Genomic DNA, 18144 nt, shown 5'->3' with positions numbered 1-18144 from the left:
CGAGTTCTACCAGCCCGGACCGGCCCACCATGGAGCCTCGACAAGATCCGAACCCCGAACAGTCCCTAGCGCAGGAAGGGGTCCACCGCGACGGCCACGAAGAGGATCGACACGTAGGTGATCGACCAGTGGAACAGCCGCATCTCCTTCAGCTTGCCGCCCGTCACCTCGGCCTTGGCACGGTTCTGGAGGCCGTGCGCCTCCCACAGCCAGAAGCCGCCGGCCGCCAGCGCCACCACCGTGTAGAACCAGCCGGTGTAACCGAGCGGGGTCAGCAGCAGCGAGACCAGCACCATCACCCAGCTGTAGATCACGATCTGCCGGGCGACCACCTTGTTGGAGGCGATGACGGGCAGCATCGGCACGCCCACGCGCGCGTAGTCCTCCCTGACCTTCATGGACAGCGGCCAGTAGTGCGGCGGCGTCCAGAAGAACATGACGAGGAACAGGACGACCGGCGCCCACGACATGGAGTTGGTGACCGCGGACCAGCCGATCAGGACGGGCAGGCAGCCGGCGATCCCGCCCCAGACGATGTTCTGCGACGTACGCCGTTTGAGGATCATCGTGTAGACGACGACGTAGAAGAGGAGCGCTCCGAGCGACAGCCAGGCGGACAGCCAGTTGACGGTGAACCCGAACAGCAGCGTCGAGACGACCGCCAGCGTGATGCCGAAGGCGAGGCACTCGCGCGGGCTCACCATGCCGGTCACCAGCGGCCGCTGCGCGGTGCGGTCCATCAGCGCGTCGATGTCCCGGTCGATGTACATGTTCAGCGCGTTCGCGCCGCCCGCCGAGAGATAGCCGCCGAGGCAGGTGAGCAGCACCAGACCGAGGTCGGGCACACCCTGCTGGGCGAGGAACATCACCGGAACGGTGGTGATCAGCAGCAACTCGATGATCCGTGGCTTGGTCAGCGCCACGAACGCCTTGACACGGGCCCCGAACGGCCGGTGGCTCGGGCTCTGGCCTGCACCGAGTAGTCCCTCCCCCACGACATTAAGGGTCTGGGAGGGACCCCCAGGACGGGATTCGACGGCCGTCACGCACACCCCTGACAGAGACTCCCAGCGAGCCCCGCCGATGTGCACCGACGGTGAAGGCTCGCGCGTACCACGCCACTGTAGACGTTGCCCAGACCCGGGCATTCGCGGGGGTCGGGTCGTGTTGGCCGCGCCCCGCGCGCCGGTGCCGCCGAGCGGGTCGCCGGACGCCGGAACGCGTGTTCCGGAACGCGGCGGGAACGGTGTTCCGAAGGGCGCGCGACAGCTCGATTGAGCGATCGGATGAGCGGGTCCGTATTCAGTTGCCGAATACGCTCCCGGCCCAGTCGGCAGGCGGATTTCACAGAGTCCCGGCACTCTGGAATGACGCGAAAAAACGCACGTCTTTACGAGGGTAGGCTCAACAACGGCCGGCCGACGCGGAGAACGCCGGCAGCCGGTGCGCGGGCACGTGCACCGGCATCCGACAGTGGAGAGGAGCCCTGAGCCAGGGTGAGCACCAAGCCGACCACCACAGACCTCGAGTGGACCGAATTGGACCAGCGTGCGGTGGACACCGCGCGTGTCCTGGCCGCCGATGCCGTACAGAAGGTCGGAAACGGCCATCCGGGTACGGCCATGAGCCTCGCTCCCGCCGCCTACACCCTGTTCCAGAAGGTGATGCGGCACGACCCGGCGGACACGCAGTGGGTGGGACGCGACCGTTTCGTGCTGTCCGCGGGCCACTCCTCCCTGACCCTCTACACCCAGCTGTACCTGGGCGGCTTCGGCCTGGAGCTGGACGACCTGAAGGCGTTCCGCACCTGGGGCTCGAAGACCCCGGGCCACCCCGAGTACGGGCACACCCGGGGCGTGGAGACCACGACCGGCCCGCTGGGCCAGGGTGTCGCCAACGCGGTGGGCATGGCGATGGCCGCCCGCTACGAGCGCGGTCTGTTCGACCCGGAGGCCGCCCGCGGCGACTCCCCGTTCGACCACTTCATCTTCTGCGTCGCCGGTGACGGCTGCCTCCAGGAGGGCATCTCGGCGGAGGCGTCGTCGATGGCCGGCCACCAGAAGCTGGGCAACCTGATCCTGCTGTGGGACGACAACCACATCTCGATCGAGGGCGACACCGAGACGGCCGTCTCCGAGGACACCGCCAAGCGCTACGAGGCCTACGGCTGGCACGTGCAGCGCGTGGAGCCGAAGGCGGACGGCGACCTGGACCCGGCGGCGATCTTCGCCGCGATCCAGGAGGCCAAGGCCGTCACCGACCGGCCGTCCTTCATCGCGATGCGCTCGATCATCGCCTGGCCCGCCCCGAACGCGCAGAACACCGAGGCCGCGCACGGCTCGGCGCTGGGCGACGAGGAGGTCGCGGCCACCAAGCGCGTCCTCGGCTTCGACCCGGACAAGACGTTCGAGGTCGCCGACGAGGTCCTCGCCCACACCCGCGGCGCGCTGGAGCGCGGCCGCGAGCTGCGCGCCGAGTGGGACAAGTCGTACCAGGCCTGGCGCGAGGCCAACCCCGAGCGCGCCGCCGAGTACGACCGCGTCGCCCGGGGCGAGCTGCCGGCCGGCTGGGACGAGAAGATCCCGGTGTTCGAGACCGGCAAGTCCGTGGCCACGCGTGCCGCCTCCGGCAAGGTGCTCCAGGCGCTCGGCGAGGTCGTCCCCGAGCTGTGGGGCGGCTCCGCCGACCTGGCCGGCTCGAACAACACGACGATCGACAAGACGTCGTCGTTCCTGCCCGAGGGCAACCCGCTGCCCGAGGCGAACCCGTACGGGCGCACCGTCCACTTCGGCATCCGCGAGCACTCGATGGGCGCGGAGCTGAACGGCATCACGCTGCACGGCAACACCCGCGCCTACGGCGGCACCTTCCTCGTCTTCTCGGACTACATGCGCAACGCGGTGCGCCTGTCCGCGCTGATGCACCTGCCGGTGACGTACGTGTGGACGCACGATTCCATCGGTCTGGGCGAGGACGGCCCCACCCACCAGCCGGTCGAGCACCTGGCCTCGCTGCGCGCCATCCCCGGCCTGAACGTGGTCCGCCCGGCCGACGCCAACGAGACCGCCATCGCCTGGCGCGAGATCCACCGGCGCTGGACGAAGGAGTACGGCAAGGGCGCCCCGCACGCGCTGGCGCTGACCCGGCAGGGCGTGCCGACGTACGAGGCGAACGACGACGCGGCCAAGGGCGGCTACGTACTGCTGGAGGCCGAGGGCGGCGAGCCGCAGGTCATCCTGATCGCCACCGGTTCCGAGGTGCACGTCGCCGTCGAGGCGCGCGAGCAGCTCCAGGCCGACGGCGTGCCCACCCGGGTGGTGTCGATGCCGTCCGTCGAGTGGTTCGAGGAGCAGGACCAGGGGTACCGGGAGAGCGTGCTGCCGCCGGCCGTGCGGGCGCGTGTCGCGGTCGAGGCGGGCGTCGGACTGACCTGGCACAAGTACGTCGGGGACGCCGGACGCATCGTCTCGCTGGAGCACTTCGGCGCCTCCGCCGACGCCAAGGTGCTCTTCCGCGAGTTCGGTTTCACCGCCGAGAACGTGGCCGCCAAGGCCCGCGAATCCCTCACCGCCGCCCAGCGCTGACGCTCACATACGACACGTAGGAGATGCATTTTCCATGACAGACGCACTGAAGCGCCTCTCCGATGAAGGCGTCGCGATCTGGCTGGACGACCTGTCGCGCAAGCGGATCACGTCCGGCAACCTCGCCGAGCTGATCGACCAGCAGCACGTCGTGGGCGTCACCACCAACCCGACGATCTTCCAGAAGGCGATCTCGCAGGGCGACGGCTACGACCAGCAGCTGTCGGACCTGGCCGCCCGCGAGGTGACCGTCGAAGAGGCCATCCGCATGATCACCACGGCGGACGTCCGGGACGCCGCCGACATCCTGCGGCCGGTCTTCGACGCCACCGACGGCCAGGACGGCCGGGTCTCCATCGAGGTCGACCCGCGCCTGGCGCACAACACCAAGGCGACGGTCGCCGAAGCCCGCCAGCTGGCCTGGCTGGTGGACCGCCCCAACACGCTCATCAAGATCCCGGCCACCGAGGCGGGTCTGCCGGCGATCGCCGAGACCATCGGCAACGGCATCAGCGTCAACGTCACGCTGATCTTCTCGCTGGAGCGCTACCGCAAGGTCATGGACGCGTACCTGACCGGCCTGGAGAAGGCCAAGGAGCGCGGCCTGGACCTGTCCGAGATCCACTCGGTGGCGTCGTTCTTCGTGTCCCGGGTGGACACCGAGATCGACCGGCGCATCGACGAGATGGGCACCGACGAGGCCAAGGCCCTGCGCGGCAAGGCGGGCGTGGCCAACGCGCGCCTGGCCTACCAGGCCTACGAGGAGGTCTTCTCCTCGGACCGCTGGGACGCGCTGGAGAACGCGGGCGCGAACAAGCAGCGTCCGCTGTGGGCCTCCACCGGCGTCAAGGACAAGGCGTACAAGGACACCATGTACGTCGAGGAACTGGTCGCGCCGAACACGGTCAACACCATGCCGGAGGCCACCCTGGAGGCCACCGACGACCACGGGGAGATCCGCGGCGACGCCGTCACGGGCACCTACGAGCAGGCCCGCACCGACCTGGACGCCCTGGAGAAGATCGGCATCTCCTACGACGAGATCGTCCGGGTCCTGGAGGACGAGGGCGTCGACAAGTTCGAGGGCTCCTGGAACGACCTGCTGAAGTCGACCGAGGCGGAGCTCAAGCGCCTCGCCCCCGCGAAGGGCTGACACCTTGTCATCCCGTTCCGGTACCGGGGCGAACCCGCTCCGTGACCCCGCGGACCGACGGCTCCCGCGCATCGCGGGGCCGTCGGGCCTGGTCATCTTCGGCGTCACGGGCGACCTGTCCCGCAAGAAGCTGATGCCGGCCGTCTACGACCTCGCCAACCGGGGTCTGCTGCCGCCGGGCTTCTCGCTGGTCGGCTTCGCCCGCCGCGACTGGGAGGACGAGGACTTCGCCCAGGTCGTGCACGACGCCGTCAAGGAGCACGCGCGCACGCCGTTCCGCGAGGAGGTCTGGCAGCAGCTCAGCCAGGGCATGCGCTTCGTGCAGGGCACCTTCGACGACGACGAGGCGTTCGAACGGCTGCGCGGCACGATCGACGAGCTGGACAAGGCGCAGGGGACGGGCGGCAACTTCGCCTTCTACCTGTCCGTGCCGCCGAAGTCGTTCCCGGTCGTCATCCAGCAGCTGAAGAAGCACGACCTGGCCGACCAGTCGGGCGGCTCCTGGCGGCGCGCGGTCATCGAGAAGCCGTTCGGCCACGACCTGAGGTCGGCCGAAGAGCTGAACGCGATCGTGCACGAGGTGTTCGCGCCGGACCAGGTGTTCCGGATCGACCACTACCTGGGCAAGGAGACCGTCCAGAACATCCTGGCGCTGCGCTTCGCCAACCAGATGTTCGAGCCCATATGGAACCGGTCCTTCGTGGACCACGTGCAGATCACGATGGCCGAGGACATCGGCATCGGCGGCCGGGCCGGCTACTACGACGGCATCGGCGCCGCCCGTGACGTCATCCAGAACCACCTGCTCCAGCTGCTGGCGCTCACCGCGATGGAGGAGCCCTCCTCGTTCGACGCGGACGCGCTCGCGGCGGAGAAGGAGAAGGTGCTCGGCGCGGTCCGGCTGCCCGACGACCTGGGCGCGCACACGGTGCGCGGCCAGTACGCGGCCGGCTGGCAGGGCGGCGAGAAGGTGATCGGCTACCTCGAAGAGGACGGCATCGACGAGAAGTCGAAGACCGACACCTACGCGGCCGTGAAGCTCGGGATCGACAACCGCCGCTGGGCGGGCGTCCCCTTCTACCTGCGCACCGGCAAGCGCCTCGGCCGGCGGGTCACCGAGATCGCGGTGGTCTTCCAGCGCGCCCCGCACTCCCCCTTCGACACCACCGCCACCGAGGAACTCGGGCAGAACGCGGTCGTCATCCGCGTCCAGCCCGACGAGGGCGTGACGGTGCGCTTCGGCTCCAAGGTGCCCGGCACGTCGATGGAGATCCGGGACGTGTCGATGGACTTCGCCTACGGCGAGTCCTTCACCGAGTCCAGCCCCGAGGCCTACGAGCGGCTCATCCTCGACGTGCTGCTGGGCGACTCCAACCTCTTCCCGCGCACGGAGGAGGTCGAGCTGTCCTGGAAGATCCTCGACCCGATCGAGGAGTACTGGGACGAGCACGGCAGGCCCGCGCAGTACCCGTCGGGCACGTGGGGCCCGACCGAGGCGGACGAGATGCTCGCACGAGACGGACGGAGCTGGCGCCGGCCATGAAGATCGATCTGACGGACACCACGGCCGGAAAGATCAACAAGGCGTTGGTCGAGGGCCGCCGCGCGATCGGCACCCCCGCCGTCGGCATGGTGCTCACCCTGGTCATCGTCACCGACGAGGAGAACGCCTACGACGCCCTGAAGGCGGCCGGCGACGCCTCCCGCGAGCACCCCTCGCGCACCCTGGTCGTCATCCGCCGCGTCTCGCGCACCCTGCGCGACCGCACCACCTCGCGGCTGGACGCCGAGGTGCGGGTGGGCGCGGAGGCCGGCACCGGCGAGACGGTGGTGCTGCGGATGTACGGCGAGGTCTCCGACCACGCCCAGTCGGTGGTGCTGCCGCTGCTGCTGCCGGACGCGCCGGTCGTCGTGTGGTGGCCGGTGGACGCCCCGCTCGACCCGGCCAGCGACCCGCTGGGCGCCCTGGCCCAGCGCCGGGTCACCGACACCTACACCTCCGCGGACCCGGTACGGGAGCTGACGGCGCGGGCCGCGGCCTACGCCCCCGGCGACACCGACCTGTCCTGGACCCGGATCACGCCCTGGCGCTCGATGCTGGCGGCGGCCCTGGACCAGGTGACCTGCGAGGTCGGCGCCGTCGAGGTGGAGGGCGAGGAGTCCAACCCGAGTTGTGAGCTGCTGGCGATGTGGCTCGCGGACCGGCTGGGCGTGCCGGTCCGGCGGACCCTGTCCGCCGGACCGGGCCTGACCGCGGTCCGGATGGACACGAGCTGCGGGGCGATCCGGCTGGACCGTGCCGACGGCCGGCTGGCGACCCTGTCCATCGAGGGCCAGCCCGAGCGCGCGGTGGCGCTCAAGCGCCGCGACACGGCCGAGCTGATCGCCGAGGAGCTGCGCCGCCTCGACCCGGACGACACGTACGCGTCGGCGCTGCGCTTCGGCGTGGACCGGCTCGGCGACGGCGACCGGGGATCCGCCGAGCAGGGGCCGGTGGCGATCGCCACGCCCGAGGAGGACGCGGTGAAGGTGCCCGCGCGCCGGGCCGCCGCCAAGACGGCCCGCAAGGCCCCGACCCGGAAGGCGACGGCGAAGTGAGCACCCCGCAGCTGGTCGTCCACCGCGACAAGGAGCTGATGGCGCAGGCCGCCGCGGCCCGCCTGATCACGAAGATCGTCGACGCGCAGGCGTCGACGGGCTCGGCGGACGTGGTCCTGACCGGCGGTCGCAACGGCAACGGCGTGCTGGCCGCGCTGGCCGCCGCGCCCGCCCGCGACGCGATCGACTGGGGCCGTCTGGACCTGTGGTGGGGCGACGAACGGTTCCTGCCGGAGGGCGACCCCGAGCGCAACGTCACGCAGGCCCGCGAGGCGCTGCTGGACTCCGTGCCGCTGGACCCGAAGCGCGTGCACGTCATGCCCGCGTCGGACGGTCCGTACGGAGGGGACGTGGAGGCCGCGGCGGACGCCTACGCCGAGGAGCTGGCCCGCGCGGCCGGCCCCGAGAACCACGGCGCGGTGCCCGCCTTCGACGTCCTGATGCTGGGCGTCGGTCCGGACACTCACGTCGCCTCCCTCTTCCCGGAGCACCCGGGCGTACGGGAGACCGAGCGCACGGTGATCGGCGTCCACGGCTCGCCGAAGCCGCCGCCCACCCGCGTCTCCCTCACCCTCCCCGCGATCCGCTCGGCCCGTGAGGTCTGGCTGCTGGCGGCGGGCGAGGACAAGGCGAACGCGGTGGCCATGGCCCTCTCGGGCGCCGGCGAACTCCAGGCCCCCGCTGCGGGCGCCCGGGGCCGCGCCCGCACCCTGTGGCTCCTGGACACACCGGCGGCATCCCAACTCCCGAGAAGCCTGTACCCCCCGGCCTCGGCCTGACCAGCCCCCCGCCCCCGCCTCAACAGCCCGTCCGGCGTTTGAGGACGAGGCCGTTCAGGCCGACAGCGGGGGTCTGAGGGCGGTACGCCGTTCCCCGCCCCCGCCTCAGCAGCCCGTCCGGCGTTCGAGGACGAGGCCGTTCGGGCCGAAGCGGGGGTCTGGGGGCTGCAGCCCCCAGGGACGGGACGGGTAGGGGCGGCGGGGGCGGAAACCCCCGCCGCTCCTTCCTCGTCTCAGCCGCCGCCGGCTATCAGCACGGCGACGGACAGCACGAAGAACCCGGCCGCGAGCAACGCCGGCGTGTTCAACCCCCAGGCGGTGGCCACGACACCGCCGAGCACCGCCCCGAGCGGCGCCCCCGCCACGGCGAGCGTCCGAAACGCCGCACTGACCCGCCCCAGCATCCCCGCGGGACTCCGCTGCTGCATCAACGTCGTCGTGTTGACGTTCCACACCATCCCCATCACCCCGAACACCGCCATCGCCCCCACCAGCGCGGCGAGTTGACGCACCGACCCCATGACGACCAGCGCACCGGTCTGCACCGCCCCCGCCACCAGCACGGCCCGGATCCGCCCCAGCCGCGTCACCACCCACCCGTTGACCGCTCCCCCGGCCAGGCTCCCCACCGTGTAGGCGGTCATCGCCGCCGCGTATCCCCCGGGCCCGGCCCGCAGCCAGCCGGTCACGAGCACCACCAGAGCGGCGATGAGGGCGCCCATCCCGACGTTGCACAGGGCGGTGGCGGCGCACAGCGCCCGCAGGGACCGGTCCCGGCCGAGCACCCGCAGCCCCTCGGCGATCTCGCCGCGCAGGGTGCTGCCCCGCGGCCGTCGCGCCCGCTCGGGCGCGCAGACCCGCAGCGAGGCCACCAGCGCCGCGGCCACCAGGAAGGTGACGGCGTCGGCGGCGAAGGGCGCGGCCGCGCCGGCGGCGAGCAGCAGGGGCACCACCGGTCCGCCGAGCAGTCCGCCCGCGACGCGCTGTCCGGTCATCAGCCGGGCGTTGGCGCCGCCGAGCGCCGCGCGGTCCACCAGGGCGGGCAGCAGGGCCGTCGCCGCGTTGTCGAAGAGGGTCTGGAGCGTGGTGAGCGCGAAGGCCAGGCAGATCAGCAGGGCGATCGAGGCGTGGCCGAGGGCGACGGCCACCGCGAAGCCGCCGACCAGCACGGCCCGTACCGCGTCCACCGTCCACATCGCCCGCCGCTGGTCCACCCGGTCGGCGACGGCGCCGCCGAGCAGCCCGAACAGGAGCCAGGGCAGATAGCCGCAGGCGGTGACCGAGACGATGAGCAGCGGCTCGTCGGTCAGGGAGGCGGCGAGCAGGGGCAGCGCGGCCGTGCGCAGCGCGTCGCCGAAGCTGGACAGCACGGCGGCGCTCCACAGCCGTCCGAACGCCCCGCCCCACGCGGGCCGTACCGCGCTCTCGGCCGGTTCAGCCGCGTCGATCGTCGTCACCGTCGTCCCCCTCACGATTCGCCCGATGCGCAAACCGTAGAGGGCACCACTGACAATCAGGCCGCGACGGCCGGCCGCCCGGGGCGGCAAGGAGGTCCGGCGCCACGCCCGTGGGCGTCCGACCGGACGTCAACTCCTAGATCTCGCCGCGCAGTTTGGCGAGGGCCTCGGCGAGGATGGCCTCGCCGTCCGCGTCGCTGCGCCGCTCCCGTACGTACGCCAGGTGCGTCTTGTACGGCTCGGTGCGCGGCGGGTCCGGCGGGTTGTCCTGGTCCTGGCCGGCCGGGAATCCACAGCGCGGGCAGTCCCAGGTGTCGGGGACCTGCGCGTCGCTGGCGAAGCTCGGCTGGGTCTCGTGCCCGTTGGAGCACCAGAAGGAGATGCGCAGGCGCGGGGCGGACTCGCCGCGCTCGGCCTCGCCCATCGGCCCCGCACCGACCCGGCTTCCCCGGATCGCGTTGCCACTTGCCACGGTCGTAACTCCCTGCGTGATGGTGCCGCGAAGCGAGTCGGCGTTTCTCTTCGCTGCGAGCGCCTCAGTCTACGTAAGGCCCAACGCGCGTCCAGTGATGGGAGTTACCGCCTCCCGTACACAGACGCAAGCCCCATGATAGGCCGCGCCCTGGAGCGCGTACCGACCATGGGGCCTTACGTACGGGAATGTGCGGTGTCCGCCGCGCCGTGACGAACCGTTCGGCGCGGTCCGGTGTGCGGCGCGTCAGCCGTTCGACTTCATGACGATGCCGAGCACGATGATGCACGCGAGCCACAGCAGACCGATCACCACGGTGATGCGGTCGAGGTTGCGCTCGGCGACCGAGGAGCCGCCGACGGACGACTGCATGCCGCCGCCGAACATGTCGGAGAGGCCGCCGCCCTTCCCCTTGTGCATCAGCACCAGCAGCATCAGCAGCAGGCTGAAGACGATCAGGGCGATCGAGAACCCCAAAACCACGGCTGGACCAACTTCCTCGGATTCGGATGGACGACAGGGGCCCGGCAGGTGTCACGCGGACCAGCCGCGCGCCGACACGCTTGCCGCGCCCCCGCAAGGGTACGACGGATCGCCGCTACCGCATACTCACAGCTCGGCCCGCCTTCCGGCGCACCGTCGCGCTCACTGCTCGCGGAAGCGGACGATCTTGACGAACTCGTCGGCGTCCAGCGAGGCGCCGCCGACCAGGGCGCCGTCGATGTCGGCCTGGCCCATGATCTCGGCGACGTTGCCCGACTTCACGGAGCCGCCGTACTGGATGCGGACCCGGTCGGCCACGTCCTGCGAGTACAGCTCGGCGAGCTTGCCGCGGATGGCGGCGCAGACCTCCTGGGCGTCCTCGGCGCCGCAGACCTTGCCGGTGCCGATGGCCCACACCGGCTCGTAGGCGATGACGACGGTCTCGGCCTGCTCGGCCGGGAGGTCCTTCAGACCGCCCTCGACCTGGGCGAGGGTGTGGGAGACGTGGTTGCCCGCCTCGCGGACGTCCAGTTCCTCGCCGACGCACAGGATCGGGGTGATGCCGTGCTTGTAGGCGGCCTTGACCTTGGCGTTGACGATCTCGTCGGTCTCGTCGTGGTACTGGCGGCGCTCGGAGTGGCCGATGGCCACGTAGGTGCACTTGAGCTTCGCGAGCATCGGGCCGGAGATCTCGCCGGTGTAGGCGCCGGAGTCGTGCTGCGAGATGTCCTGGGCGCCGTACTTGATCTTGAGCTTGTCGCCGTCGACCAGGGTCTGCACGGAGCGCAGGTCGGTGAAGGGCGGCAGAACGGCGACCTCTACGGCGTCGTAGTCCTTGTCGGCCAGGGCGAAGGCGAGCTTCTGGACGTGCGCGATGGCCTCGAGGTGGTTGAGGTTCATCTTCCAGTTGCCCGCCATCAGCGGCGTGCGGGTGGTCATTGAGGTTCAGTCCTCCAGTGCGGCGAGGCCGGGGAGCGTCTTGCCCTCAAGGTATTCGAGGGAGGCGCCGCCGCCGGTCGAGATGTGGCCGAATGCGGTCTCGTCGAAGCCCAGGGTGCGCACGGCCGCGGCGGAGTCGCCGCCGCCGACGACCGAGAAGCCGTCCGAGTCGACCAGTGCCTGGGCGACCGCCTTGGTGCCCTCGGCGTAGTCGGGGTGCTCGAAGACGCCCATCGGACCGTTCCAGAAGACGGTCGCGGCGTCGGCGAGCTTCGCGGCGTACTGCTCCCGGGTCCTCGGGCCGATGTCCAGGCCCTCCTGGTCGGCGGGGATCTTGTCCGCGTCGACCACGGTGTGGTCGGTCGGCGCCTTGGTCTTCAGGTCCGGGAACTCCCGGGAGACCACGACGTCGACGGGGAGCACCAGCTCCACGCCCTGCTTCTCGGCGCGCTCCAGGTACTCCTTGACGGCCGGGACCTGGTCCTCCTGGAGGAGCGAGATGCCGACCTCGTAGCCCTTGGCCTTGAGGAAGGTGTAGGCCATGCCGCCGCCGATGAGCAGCCGGTCGGCCTTGCCGATCAACTGGTCGATGACGGCGAGCTTGTCGGAGACCTTGGCGCCGCCGAGGGCGACGACGTAGGGCCGCTTGACGTCCTCGGTGAGCTTCTTCAGGACGCCGACCTCGGTGGTGATGAGGTAGCCGGCGTAGTGCGGCAGGCGGGCCGGCAGGTCGTACACCGAGGCGTGCTTGCGGTGCACCGCGCCGAAGCCGTCGCCGACGTAGACGTCCGCGAGGGCGGCGAGGGCGTCGGCGAACTCGCCGCGCTCGGTGTCGTCCTTGGCGGTCTCGCCGGGGTTGAAGCGCAGGTTCTCGATGACCGCGACCTGGCCGGGCTGGAGGCCGTCCACGGCGTCGTGGGCGGCGGGGCCGACGGTGTCCTGGGCGAAGGCCACGGGGGCGCCCAGGAGTTCGCCGAGGCGCTCGGCGGCGGGCAGCAGCGAGAAGGCGGGGTCCGGGGCGCCCTTGGGGCGGCCGAGGTGCGAGGCCACGACCACCTTGGCGCCCGCCTCGGCGAGGGCCTTGACGGTGGGCAGGACGGCGCGGATGCGGCCGTCGTCGGTGATGACACCGTCGGCCAGCGGGACGTTGAGGTCGGCGCGGACGAAGACCCGCTTGCCGTTCACGCCTTCGGAGAGAAGTTCGTCGATCGTCTTCATGGATGGGACTCCTGGAGGAGGTGGCTCTTGATCGTACGAGGGCTGGTCGATCCGCACGCGCGCCGGGGTCGCGCACCGGCTGTGCGAGCGGGCTCGCGCACGGTGCTGGGCCGGCGTCGCGCACCGGCGGCGGGCCGGGATGGTGGCCCGGCCCGCCGCACGCGCGTCAGGGCTCGGGCGGCGCGTGGTGCGCGGCCCGAGCCCTGATCTCACATCGAGATGCCTGCCCTGCCGGTCAGAGCTGGTTGCCGATGAAGACGGTGAGGTCGACGAGGCGGTTGGAGTAGCCCCACTCGTTGTCGTACCAGCCGATGACCTTCACGTTCTTGCCGTCCTGGACCATGGTCAGGGACGAGTCGAAGGTGCAGGACGCCGGGGCGTTGACGATGTCGGAGGAGACGATCGGGTCCTCCGTGTACTCGAGGATGCCCTTGAGCTCGCCCTCGGCGGCCTTCTGGAAGGCGGCGTTGACCTCTTCCTTGGTGACCTCGCGGGACAGCTCGACGACCAGGTCGGTGACCGAGCCGGTGGGGACCGGGACGCGCATCGCGATGCCGTCCAGCTTGCCCTTGAGCTGCGGCAGCACCAGGGCGGTGGCCTTGGCGGCGCCGGTGGTGGTCGGGATGATGTTCTCGGCGGCGGCGCGGGCGCGGCGCAGGTCCTTGTGCGGGAAGTCCAGGATCCGCTGGTCGTTCGTGTACGCGTGCACCGTCGTCATCAGACCGCGGACGATGCCGAAGTTCTCGTCGAGGATCTTCGCCATGGGCGCCACACAGTTGGTGGTGCAGGAGGCGTTGGAGATGACGTTGTCCGTGGCGGCGTCGTACTTGTCCTGGTTGACGCCCATCACGATGGTGACGTCCTCGTCCTTCGCCGGGGCGGAGATGAGGACCTTCTTGGCGCCGCCGGCGATGTGCTTCTCGGCGTCTTCCTTCTTGGTGAAGATGCCGGTGGACTCGATGACGATGTCGACGCCCAGTTCGCCCCACGGGATGTCGGCGGGGTTGCGCTCGGAGAGGACCTTGATGGTCTTCCCGTCGACGGTGATGGTGTCCTCGGTGTGCGTGACCTCCTGCTTGAGGCGGCCGAGGATGGTGTCGTACTTCAGCAGGTGAGCGGTTGTCGCGGTGTCACCCAGGTCGTTGACAGCCACGATCTCGATGTCTGCACCCTGCTCCAGCAGCGCGCGGAAGTAGTTACGACCGATGCGGCCAAAGCCGTTGATGCCTACGCGGATCGTCACGAACCGATCTCCTCGTTGGTACGCCGGCTGCGACACCGGCGAGCTGTATTGGGATGTCCCCGACCAACCCCGACCCTACCCCTCCGAGACCCCCCGAGTGACATTCGGACGCCCCTCGGAAAGCGGGGTTCTCCGTACCCGACAGTAGAGATACGGGGCGCTCGCACGAGCATCCGATTCACTCCTATTCGCTACGGATGTCGGTGACGGGTTGACCGCATTGGTCACTCTTTCGTGAGCGTGTCGGCTCACATGAGAAGCGTCGTGTCCGGCGCCTTCGCCGGGGTCGTCGGGCGGGCCTCCGGCGGGGTGCGCCGGCGGCCGGAACCGAGCGGTTCGGCGCGGGCCTCGACGGCCGCTCGGCCGTCTCCGGAGACGGTCCGCCGGCCGTCCGGTCCGCGCCAGGGGGCGGGTGCCCCGAACAGCGCACGAACACGCATGAATGATCGGAAACGTGCCTTCGCCCGGCCGGACCCGGCGTTGGTGGACGAGGACACGGGAGGGACGGAAGGCGGGCGAGCCGGTGACGGGAAAGGGCCCCTGTCGGGGTGGGGGCCCGCGCGTGTCCGAATCGGTCCGTGTGGATGGCCGAGGTCACGGCGTGTCGCTGATCGGGCCTGCGGCCCCGGCGCCCCAACGGGCCGCGCTGGTGGGCGATCCATGGGGGCGGCGTGGACGGTGCGGCGGGCCACCGGTGGCCGAGGCTGGTGGCCGGTGCCGGGGCCGGGGCCGGGGCCGGGGCCGGGGCCGGGGCCGGGGCCGGGGCCGGTGGGGACCGTACTGGCGGCCGGAGGCACCCGGGCGGCCGATGTGCGCACGCCGTGGAGTGGGGGAAGGGGTGCCCGGCGACGATCCGGAACCGCCTCGGCGGACGAGTGGACGCCCCCGCCGGACCGGATGGTCCCGAGGGCCGTGGGGGATTCGTCGCGCCTCATGGGCGCGGGGGCCGGGGGCCCAGCACCCGCGTCCCCCGCAACAGTGGCCGCGAGGCCCCCGCGTCACCGTCGGGCACCGGGGCTGCCGCGTGGGCGTCAGCCCGTGCGGCCGCCTGGCCCACCCCGGCCGCCGGGCAGCCCGCGGCGTCGGCCCGTGCGGGTGCCGTGGGGCGCCGTAGCGCGCCGTGGAGGCGTCAGCCCGCGAGGTTGTCCGCGAGTTCCTCGGAGAGGTTCGCCTCGGTGCTCGGGATGCCGAGGTCGGAGGCGCGCTTGTCGGCCATGGCGAGCAGCCGGCGGATGCGGCCGGCGACGGCGTCCTTGGTCAGCGGCGGGTCGGCGAGCGCGCCCAGTTCCTCCAGGGAGGCCTGCTTGTGCTCCATGCGCAGCCGCCCGGCCGCAGCGAGGTGCTCGGGGACGTCGTCGCCGAGGATCTCCAGCGCCCGCTGCACCCGCGCGCCCGCGGCGACCGCGGCGCGCGCCGAACGGCGCAGGTTGGCGTCGTCGAAGTTGGCCAGCCGGTTCGCCGTGGCGCGCACCTCGCGCCGCATCCGCCGCTCCTCCCAGGCGAGCACCGACTCGTGCGCGCCGAGGCGGGTCAACAGGGCGCCGATGGCGTCACCGTCACGGACGACGACCCGGTCCACTCCCCGCACCTCGCGGGCCTTCGCCGCGATGGAGAGCCGGCGGGCGGCGCCGACCAGGGCGAGCGCGGCCTCGGGGCCGGGGCAGGTCACCTCCAGCGACGAGGAACGGCCCGGCTCGGTGAGCGAACCGTGCGCCAGGAAGGCTCCGCGCCAGGCGGCCTCCGCGTCGCAGGTGGCCCCCGAGACCACCTGCGGGGGCAGACCGCGGATCGGGCGGCCCCGGCCGTCGACGAGCCCGGTCTGACGGGCCAGTTGGTCGCCGCCGGCGACGACGCGCACGACGTAGCGCGAGCCGCGGCGCAGCCCGCCCGGGGCCATCACGATCAGTTCGGAACTGTGCCCGAAGATCTCCAGGATGTCCCGCTTCAGGCGCCGGGCCGCCATCGCGGTGTCCAGTTCCGCCTCGATCACGATGCGCCCGCTGACCAGATGGAGGCCGCCGGCGAACCGCAGAATGGCGGAGACCTCCGCCTTCCTGCAGCAGGTCCGGGTGACGGGGAGTCGAGAGATCTCGTCCTTCACCGCTGCCGTCATCGCCATGGGCCGATCCTTCCATGCATCCGAAAAATACGGTCGTACGCGGCGGCCAGCAGCTCCGGGTCGTGCCGCGGAGTTCCGTCCCTCCGGGCCACCGGTGCCAGCTCGACCGCGGCGCCGAACCGCTTGGCGGCCTCGGTGAGGACTTCGCGGTCGGGCACGGCGGCCTCGTCGGCCAGCACCACGTCCAGGGCGAGTTTAGGGGCGTGTCGTCCCAAAACCTCCAAATGACGCTGCGGGGAGAAGCCGTCGGTTTCTCCCGGCTGCGGAGCGAGGTTCAGTGAGAGTACCCGGCGCGCCTTGGTCTCGGTGAGCGCGTCCAGCAGCTCGGGGACCAGCAGGTGCGGAATGACGGAGGAGAACCAGGAGCCGGGTCCGAGCACCACCCAGTCCGCGTCCAGGACCGCCTCGACGGCCTCCGGCACCGCGGGCGGGTCGTGCGGCACGAGGTGCACCGACTGGACCTCGCCCGGCGTGAGCGCGACGGTCGCCTGACCGCGGACGGTGTCGACGTCGTCGGGCCGCTCCGCGTCGTGCCCCTTGACCAGGGCCTGGAGCTCCAGCGGCACCGCGGACATGGGCAGCACCCGGCCGTGCGCGCCGAGCAGCTTGCCCACCAGGTCAAGGGCCTGGACGTGGTCGCCGAGCTGCTCCCACAGGGCGACGATCAGCACATTGCCGACCGCGTGGTCGTGCAGGTCGCCCTGGGAGGTGAAGCGGTGCTGGATGACCCGGGCCCAGGTCTGGCCCCAGTCGTCGTCGCCGCACAGCGCGGCCAGCGCCTTGCGCAGGTCGCCGGGCGGCAGCACGCCCAGTTCGTCGCGCAGCCGGCCGCTGGAGCCGCCGTCGTCGGCCACGGTGACGACGGCGGTGAGGTCGCCGGTGATCCGGCGCAGCGCGGCGAGCGAGGCGGACAGGCCCATGCCGCCGCCGAGGGCGACCACCTTGTCCCGGGCGCCCCGGCGGCGCGGCCGGTAGCCGCGGGCCTCGGCGAGGCGGGCCGCGCGCGGCTCGGCCGACTGGCGGGCCGCGCGCGACTCGGGCACCACCCGGCGCAGCCGGCTCAGCCGACGGGAACGTCCGGTCACTCGCGCCCCATGTCCCGGTGGACGACGACGGTCTCCACGCCCTCGGCCGCGAGCCGTGCGGCGAGCTTCTCCGACATGGCCACCGAGCGGTGCTTGCCGCCCGTGCAGCCGATGGCGATGGTCACGTAGCGCTTGCCCTCGCGGCGGTAGCCGGCCGCGACGAGCCTGAGCAGTTCGGCGTAGCGGTCGAGGAACTCCTTGGCGCCGGGCTGGTTGAAGACGTAGGCGGCGACCTCCTCGTTGACGCCGGTGAAGGGGCGCAGTTCCGGGACCCAGTGCGGGTTGGGCAGGAACCGCATGTCGGCGACCAGGTCGGCGTCGACCGGGAGGCCGTACTTGAAGCCGAACGACATCACCGTGGCCCGCAGCTCGGGCTCCTCCTCGCCGGCGAACTGGGCGTCCATCTTGGCGCGCAGCTCGTGCACGTTGAGGCTGGAGGTGTCGATGACGAGGTCGGCGTCGCCGCGCAGTTCGCGCAGCAGTTCGCGTTCGGCGGCGATGCCGTCGACGATGCGGCCGTCGCCCTGGAGGGGGTGGGGGCGGCGCACCGACTCGAAGCGGCGCACGAGCGCGTCGTCGGAGGATTCCAGGAAGACGATCCGCCGGGTGACGTGCTTGGCCTCCAGGTCCGCCAGGGACTCGCGCAGGTTGTCGAAGAAGCGCCGGCCGCGGACGTCGACGACGACCGCGATCCGCGCGACGTTGCCCTGCGAGCGGGCCCCGAGCTCCACCATGGTGGGGATCAGCGCGGGCGGCAGGTTGTCCACGACGAACCAGCCGAGGTCCTCCAGACACTTGGCGGCCGTGGACCGGCCGGCTCCCGACATGCCGGAGATGATCACCAGCTCGGGGATGGCCGCGTCGGGGAAGCCCGCCGTGTCGATGCCCTGACTCACCTGTGCTCCGTACTCCTCCTGGACCGCGGGCTGCCGCTGGTCCTCGTGTGTCGCGTCCTGAGCCTGATCTCGTGCCGCTGCGGGCCGGCTCTCGTGCTCGGTCATGTCTCCTGCCCCC

Annotated in this window: 15 protein-coding genes; 5 read left to right on the top strand and 10 right to left on the bottom strand. The window is 71.6% G+C overall.

The window, feature by feature from the left end:
• Positions 1-65: 65 nt before the first annotated feature.
• Entirely contained in the window at positions 66-1052 is a 987-nt protein-coding gene (locus ABEB07_RS23605; RefSeq protein ID WP_425589064.1) for a heme o synthase, read from the bottom strand.
• A 444-nt stretch (positions 1053-1496) separates the two neighbouring features.
• Between ABEB07_RS23605 and tkt the strand changes: the two genes are divergently transcribed.
• From tkt to pgl, 5 genes are read left to right on the top strand one after another with little or no spacing between them, the layout of a single operon-like run.
• Complete coding sequence (gene tkt / locus ABEB07_RS23600) at positions 1497-3584, top strand: transketolase (RefSeq protein WP_345670164.1); 2088 nt, start codon at positions 1497-1499, stop codon at positions 3582-3584.
• Positions 3585-3618: 34 nt separating this feature from the next.
• The gene (gene tal / locus ABEB07_RS23595) at positions 3619-4737 is read left to right on the top strand and encodes a transaldolase (protein ID WP_176148503.1); all 1119 of its coding nucleotides are present in this window, start codon (positions 3619-3621) and stop codon (positions 4735-4737) included.
• Between the two features lie 4 nt (positions 4738-4741).
• Positions 4742-6280, top strand: coding sequence for a glucose-6-phosphate dehydrogenase (gene zwf, locus ABEB07_RS23590; protein ID WP_164583848.1), 1539 nt, complete (start codon positions 4742-4744; stop codon positions 6278-6280).
• A complete protein-coding gene (opcA, locus tag ABEB07_RS23585; protein WP_345670162.1) occupies positions 6277-7335 on the top strand; it encodes a glucose-6-phosphate dehydrogenase assembly protein OpcA in 1059 nt (352 codons plus the stop codon). The genes zwf and opcA overlap by 4 nt, the downstream gene beginning before the upstream one ends.
• Positions 7332-8114 carry a 6-phosphogluconolactonase gene (gene pgl, locus ABEB07_RS23580; RefSeq protein WP_345670161.1) on the top strand — a complete coding sequence of 261 codons (783 nt, stop codon included), beginning with the start codon at positions 7332-7334 and terminating at the stop codon, positions 8112-8114. The genes opcA and pgl overlap by 4 nt, the downstream gene beginning before the upstream one ends.
• A gap of 233 nt (positions 8115-8347) precedes the next feature.
• Here pgl and ABEB07_RS23575 read toward each other — a convergent pair whose 3' ends face one another.
• From ABEB07_RS23575 to rapZ, 9 genes are all read right to left on the bottom strand, one after another.
• A complete protein-coding gene (locus ABEB07_RS23575; RefSeq protein WP_345670160.1) occupies positions 8348-9571 on the bottom strand; it encodes an MFS transporter in 1224 nt (407 codons plus the stop codon).
• Positions 9572-9707: 136 nt separating this feature from the next.
• Complete coding sequence (locus ABEB07_RS23570) at positions 9708-10043, bottom strand: RNA polymerase-binding protein RbpA (protein WP_006349936.1); 336 nt, start codon at positions 10041-10043, stop codon at positions 9708-9710.
• A 246-nt stretch (positions 10044-10289) separates the two neighbouring features.
• On the bottom strand, positions 10290-10520 hold the full coding sequence (secG, locus tag ABEB07_RS23565) for a preprotein translocase subunit SecG (protein ID WP_176151902.1): 231 nt from the start codon (positions 10518-10520) through the stop codon (positions 10290-10292).
• A gap of 168 nt (positions 10521-10688) precedes the next feature.
• Positions 10689-11465: a triose-phosphate isomerase gene (tpiA, locus tag ABEB07_RS23560; RefSeq protein WP_164586660.1), complete on the bottom strand. Its 777-nt coding sequence runs from the start codon at positions 11463-11465 to the stop codon at positions 10689-10691.
• 6 nt (positions 11466-11471) lie between these two features.
• A complete protein-coding gene (locus ABEB07_RS23555) occupies positions 11472-12683 on the bottom strand; it encodes a phosphoglycerate kinase (protein ID WP_345670156.1) in 1212 nt (403 codons plus the stop codon).
• 235 nt (positions 12684-12918) lie between these two features.
• Positions 12919-13926, bottom strand: a complete 1008-nt coding sequence (gap, locus tag ABEB07_RS23550; protein ID WP_164588666.1) for a type I glyceraldehyde-3-phosphate dehydrogenase — start codon at positions 13924-13926, stop codon at positions 12919-12921.
• Positions 13927-15055: 1129 nt separating this feature from the next.
• On the bottom strand, positions 15056-16045 hold the full coding sequence (gene whiA / locus ABEB07_RS23545) for a DNA-binding protein WhiA (protein ID WP_176148508.1): 990 nt from the start codon (positions 16043-16045) through the stop codon (positions 15056-15058).
• Positions 16036-17130 (bottom strand): gluconeogenesis factor YvcK family protein, encoded by a 1095-nt coding sequence (locus ABEB07_RS23540; RefSeq protein WP_345670155.1) that lies wholly within the window; start codon positions 17128-17130, stop codon positions 16036-16038. Before ABEB07_RS23540 ends, whiA begins: the two co-directional genes overlap by 10 nt.
• Positions 17127-18131, bottom strand: a complete 1005-nt coding sequence (gene rapZ / locus ABEB07_RS23535; RefSeq protein WP_176148510.1) for an RNase adapter RapZ — start codon at positions 18129-18131, stop codon at positions 17127-17129. Before rapZ ends, ABEB07_RS23540 begins: the two co-directional genes overlap by 4 nt.
• Positions 18132-18144 lie beyond the last annotated feature (13 nt).

The organism is Streptomyces similanensis (assembly GCF_039543625.1).
GTDB classification, from domain to species: Bacteria; Actinomycetota; Actinomycetes; order Streptomycetales; family Streptomycetaceae; genus Streptomyces; species Streptomyces similanensis.
This window is presented reverse-complemented; position numbering and strand designations above follow the sequence as displayed.

Coding starts and splice junctions, on each gene's coding strand:
- ABEB07_RS23555 (WP_345670156.1), bottom strand. CDS start 12,683: ATGAAGACGATCGACGAACTTCTCTCCGAAGGCGTGAACGGCAAGCGG.
- whiA (WP_176148508.1), bottom strand. CDS start 16,045: ATGGCGATGACGGCAGCGGTGAAGGACGAGATCTCTCGACTCCCCGTC.
- opcA (WP_345670162.1), top strand. CDS start 6,277: ATGAAGATCGATCTGACGGACACCACGGCCGGAAAGATCAACAAGGCG.
- tal (WP_176148503.1), top strand. CDS start 3,619: ATGACAGACGCACTGAAGCGCCTCTCCGATGAAGGCGTCGCGATCTGG.
- tpiA (WP_164586660.1), bottom strand. CDS start 11,465: ATGACCACCCGCACGCCGCTGATGGCGGGCAACTGGAAGATGAACCTC.
- rapZ (WP_176148510.1), bottom strand. CDS start 18,131: ATGACCGAGCACGAGAGCCGGCCCGCAGCGGCACGAGATCAGGCTCAG.